This is a genomic window from Psychroserpens sp., assembly GCF_045105015.1.
Lineage (GTDB): Bacteria > Bacteroidota > Bacteroidia > Flavobacteriales > Flavobacteriaceae > Psychroserpens.
The window spans coordinates 1-5698 of record NZ_JBGCCX010000072.1 but is presented as its reverse complement, the minus strand read 5'-3'; the positions used below and the strand labels follow the sequence as shown (position 1 = coordinate 5698).

At 34.7% G+C, this 5698-nt stretch carries 2 protein-coding genes; both read right to left on the bottom strand.

What is annotated here, in order from left to right; translation table 11 throughout:
• Nucleotides 1-3465: proprotein convertase P-domain-containing protein (locus AB8B90_RS05705; protein WP_405334581.1), on the bottom strand; the 3465-nt coding region annotated here is incomplete at its 3' end.
• A 443-nt stretch (nt 3466-3908) separates the two neighbouring features.
• The coding region (locus AB8B90_RS05700; protein WP_405334579.1) for a T9SS type A sorting domain-containing protein at nt 3909-5698 on the bottom strand (1790 nt) is incomplete at its 5' end.

The following is a 5698-nucleotide window of genomic DNA, read 5'->3' as shown; positions in this document are numbered from 1 at the left end:
ACAGCCATTGTCATTATCTGTAACGGTTAAGGTATATGTTCCTACTTCTGATACTGTAATATCTTCGGTTGAAGCTGAATAACCATTCGGTCCACTCCATGCATAAGATAAATCTGCATCTGGATTGGTACTACTTCCTGAGCCATCTAAAGTGACTTCTAAAGTTGTACATGTCAGTTCCATATCTGATCCTGCATCTGCTGTTGGAGAATTTTCATCTGCTGATACTACTGCATCACTCATCGCAAAACAACCATTGTCGTTATCTGTAACCGTTAAGGTATATGTTCCTACTTCTGATACTGTAATATCTTCTGTTGCTGCACTGAATCCATTCGGTCCACTCCACGCATAAGATAAATCCGCATCTGGATTGGTACTACTTCCTGAACCATCTAAAGTCACTTCTAAGATTGTACACGTCAGTTCCATATCTGAGCCTGCAGCTGCTGTTGGTGAAGTTGTATCAGAAGTTACTGAAGCTGTTGCAGTAGATGTACAACCAGTTTGAGTTTCAATAACCGTTAATGTATAAATTCCTATGTCACTAACCGAAGGATTTTGATCATTTGAACTAAATGAATTTGGACCAGTCCATGAGTATGTAACTCCTACTGTAGAACTCGAAGCAGTTAATTGAACTGATAAATTGAAACACGTCAATTCACCTCCAGATGCACTTGCATTTGGTAATGGATTAATTGAAATCACTATTGTATCTGTAACATAACAATCTGCTGCTACTTGACTACGAACATAATATGTTGTTTGAACTAATGGACTAACATTTGTATCAGTAAGTGCATTATCATTATTGTCTGCATCTGCTTGACTTGTATGAAACGATACTGTTCCACCAGATGTTACTAAAGTAGACAAATCAATACTTGATTGACTTTCAGCACATACAGAATCATCTTCAGTTGTAAGACTAGGAGGCGTACATAACGATTCTGTCACCTCAGCTGAACTACTATCACTCAATGGATCGCCTGTTGGTGTCTCACCAGTAACATCTGCTGTATTATTGAAAGGGAATGTTTGTCCAACAGAGAATGTTTGTTCATAATAGTATGTTATAGATTGACCTGAGATCATAGATGTTTGAAAAGCAGGTGTTAAATCGTTTTCATCAATTCCTATATCAGCATCTGAAAAATCCATATTGCTTATGGTTTGGTCACCATCATTTGTAATTGTAAAACAATAGGTCACTTCAGAATCATTCGGATTAGGGATGGTTTTAGCACCATCACAATTTGCTCCGCTATCGTGGCCAGCATATACTGATTTTTCAAGCGATAAATCATTGTTACAACCACTCTGTGCTATATCTAAGAAGCATTGTGTTAAATCACCAGCTGAAATTAATCCATAATCTGCTGTTAGCACTGTTAACGTAGGGTTGGCTGGTCCATCATCAACAATAGGTCCAGAAATTGCTGCTAAGTTTGATGCAGTAATTCCATTTCCAACACCCAACATAAACAAATGAGAACCCATTTGTTTCACTTCACAAGATTCATCTAGAGCATTACTTAAAGAAATTGCCGCTCCTTGACTTGTTAAAATAGCTTGATCAGAATCTCTAATATATGCTGTTGGATTACCATCGGTCATGAACAAAACAATATCTGCTACTTGAATAGCATTTAAATCTAAAACTTTATTAAGTGCATCTTCCCAATTAGTCCATTGTCCAGAAGTATTAGAGTTGTTTCCATATTGTACAACTAGTCCATTAGAAGCATTATTCAAGCCATCAATATAAGCTTGATTAACTGTATTCCAATTGGTATAACCACCATAAGTTGGGATGTCAGCACTAGAACCAAACTCCACAAAAGCCATTTGAGCTCCAGTATCTTTTAATGCATTGGCTAAAGCTAAAGAAGCCGCTTCAACTTGAGCTTCCGTTGCAGAATCAATTGATCCAGATTCATCTAAAACTACTGCCACATTTAGAGCATTACAAGAAGGTGATGGGTTTATTGGGTTTATACAACAATTGTCAGGTGTACCTGAAACAGTAGCTAAACAATCAGCTGGATTAAAAGGTTGAGCACAACTTCCAATTGTGGAAGGTATTACTGTAGTAATGTCCACATTATAATTAACTCCAATAGGATAAGTTAATGTAAATGAACCAGAAAGTGATCCACTATCTAAGTTACCAAGGCAAATATCATTTGATATATTTAATGCATTAGAATCTACAGCTTTATATTGAGCATTTGCTCCAGTGACTGGAATTGTTAAAGTATATGTATTATTACTATTACATTGTGTACTAGCCGAACCTATTTCGAGATTACAACCTACAACATCACCATTACCACAACCATATCTTGCTTTAAAATTAATCGAGAAATCATAATTATTTGTTGATTCCTGATCCCAAACCATAACATAATAATTGGTAGGTTCGCTAAAGGAAGGAACAACAAAAGGTGTATCTGCCCAACCCGTAAAATTAATTCCGCAATCAGCAAAAGTAAGATCACTACAATCACCACTTATACCAGAACTTAAACCAGCAGTAGGATTATTTGAATAAAACAGTGCCCAAGCTATGTTATCTGGACCACCAATTATTTGAAATTCTGAAGAACCTGCATTTGCTCTAACATCAAAATTAAACCATAGAATATTTTGGCCTTCAATTGGGCGATTTATAACAATAGGGTTTCCATTTGAAGGGTCAATACAATCTGCTAAAGTTGGCAGTTCAAAACTACTAGAACAATATTGTGTATTAGGCATTATATTAGATTCTGTAGCAGCCGCACTAGCACAAGCTATAATGCCACCATTACCTCCATTTGAAACAGAACCACCTGACCATGAATCCCCTTTACTCCATCTATGCGCTATACAAGGATCTCCAATCGTACCTGGACATTTAAAAGATATTGACCATGAAGTTACCGAACCTGTATCTTGACCTGCATTATCACAAACTTTCAATGTCCAATTTCCATTTGCAGATAATCCATTTAAATCACTGAAATTACCTTCTGGCAAATAATCTCCTGTAAATGGAGCAGAACCAGAAGTTATACTTGTGGAAGCATTTGGAGTAAAACTTGTATTAGTATAGTTGTTTCCACTTCCACCATTACTATCAGACAACAATACAACTGTTGTGCCATCAGGTGCTACAATAGAAATTTCTAGGTCTCCAGTAAAAGTATGATCAATATTTAGATTAATTTCATCTAAATCAACATCTGTACCGAGTATTCCAATCCCAGATACTGAAGCTGTAAAATTATTAGTATTTGGACAATTATTATCATCTATAACACCAGAAGCACCGGAAAATGTTTGACCGAAAGACACAAATACTCCAAAAAACAAAAAAGCTATGATCAGCAAAAACTGCTTTTCAATTTTGAATTTTGGAAATAAGGTATTGTAATTATTACAACAATTTTTAATTGAATTAATAGCTAATAAATTCATAATGATTGGTTTTATTGATTAAACCAAACATAAACGGATTACATGATTAGTGTAAACTTGGGTTGAAAAGGCTATTAATCAACCGATATAATAAAATGCTATCGTAAATAAATAATATCTGTAGGGAGAATGTGATATTAAGTCGATTGAAATGTACAAAAAAATGAAGATGCAATATTGACTTTTAGATTATACCCGAAAATAAAAGATTAAGAGATCTGACATGTAAGAAATCTCTTAAACAAACAAAACACATAAAACACTGTACTACAATATGATATATTTCAAAAGTTATACTGTAGCCAATTTTTTCTATTCAAATTTTAGATTTTTACATCTAATGGGAAGATATAACTCAACTGTTTACTAATATAAAAAACACCTTTAAACTAAGAATGCTTAAAGGTGTTGAAAGTTACTATAAATCAATTGTAATTATATGTTTATCTATCTAACACAACTTTTTTAATTTTTGTACCATCTTTTGTAATTACTTTTAAATAATATACTTGACTTGGTAAACTTGAAAGGTCAACATTAATTTTATTGTCTCTTATATTACTAAATACTTGACCTATTAGTTTAGTTCCAACTAAATTATACAATTCAATTACAACTTTATTATCTGTAAATTTATTTGGAGTAATAGTTAGATTTCCATTAGTCGGATTTGGATGCATTTCAAAATCAAATCCAGCTTCTCTAGTAGAGTAGTCATCTTCTGTACAAGTAGAATCTAATTCTCCAATAATTACCAGTTTTGTATCAACGCAAGGAATCTGTGATCTTTCTGATAGTTTACCCGCTGAACTATTTCTAGCTAATGGAACTTCAATTAACGTTGCCGCAACTACATATGTTCCTGGTGCAAAAAAGTCTTGACCACTTAAGTCTGGTCCTATACCATTAAGCTTAATTGTGTAATATGCACCTTCACTTAAACTTTCAATTGTAATTGTACCATCATTTGCTCCATAACATGTCGCGTCTGTAGAACTCACCTGAACATCTACATTTTCGGGTTCAGAAATTATAATAAACTCAGAAACCATACAATTTGCATCTCCGTACTCTTCTGAAATCGCAGTGATTATATATGTTCCTGGCACATATGACATATCAGGGTTATAAGGTACATCATTAACTGTTACAGAAGCACCATCTGAAACAAAATCAACATTTAAAGTTCCATTATCTAATCCAAAGCAAGTGACGTCTGTGGAACTAACATCTAAATCAATACAGGAAATACAATCTGGTGATTCAACCACTATAGAATTGAAACAGTTTTCATTTAATGATGTTGTAATAGTTACATCAGAATTTAAAGGAATATCACTTATCACCCATGTTCCGTCCATATTATCTTGAAGGTTTCCAAATGAGCTTGTTACATTACCAACATTAACATTAATTAAAACAAAATAAGTCCCAAAATCTGCATCACATAATGGAGTCTCAGCAGAAATAATAGGTTCAATTCCAGTAATATCCCATCGACATAGTTGATAATTAAATATTGCAGTCTCATAACATGCTGTTTCTGGCTCTAACGGCTTTTCACCAGTAACTTCCCATTCACAGAGTAGACTATTAAATGTAGCTGTTTCATAACATGCTATCTCGGGTTTAAAAGGCTGCTTACCTGTAACTACCCACTGACATAGTTGATAGTTAAATACTGAAGTCTCATAGCATGCTATTTCTGGCTCTAACGGCTTTTCACCTGTAACTTCCCAAGCACATAGTAGATTGTTAAATGTAGCTATTTCATAACACGCTGTCTCTGGCTTTAAGGGTTGTTCTCCTGTAACTACCCACTGACATAGTTGAATATCAAATGTAGCTACCTGATAACATGCTATCTCGGGTTCTAATGGCTGTTCTCCTGTAACTTCCCATTGACATGTCTCTACATTGAATGTTGCTACTTCATAACATGCAATTTCTGGTTCTAATGGTTGTTCTCCTGTTATTTCCCACTCACATAATTGAATATCGAATGTAGCAGTCTCATAACATGCTGTCTCTGGCTCTAATGGTTGCTCTCCTGTTACTACCCACTCACATAATTGAACATCGAATGTAGCTATCTCATAACATGCTGTCTCTGGCTCTAATGGTTGCTCTCCTGATATTACCCATTCACATATTTGATAGTTAAATCTAGCCGACTCATAGCATGCTGTTTCTGGTTCTAAAGGCTGCTCTCCGGATATTTCCCAATGGCATG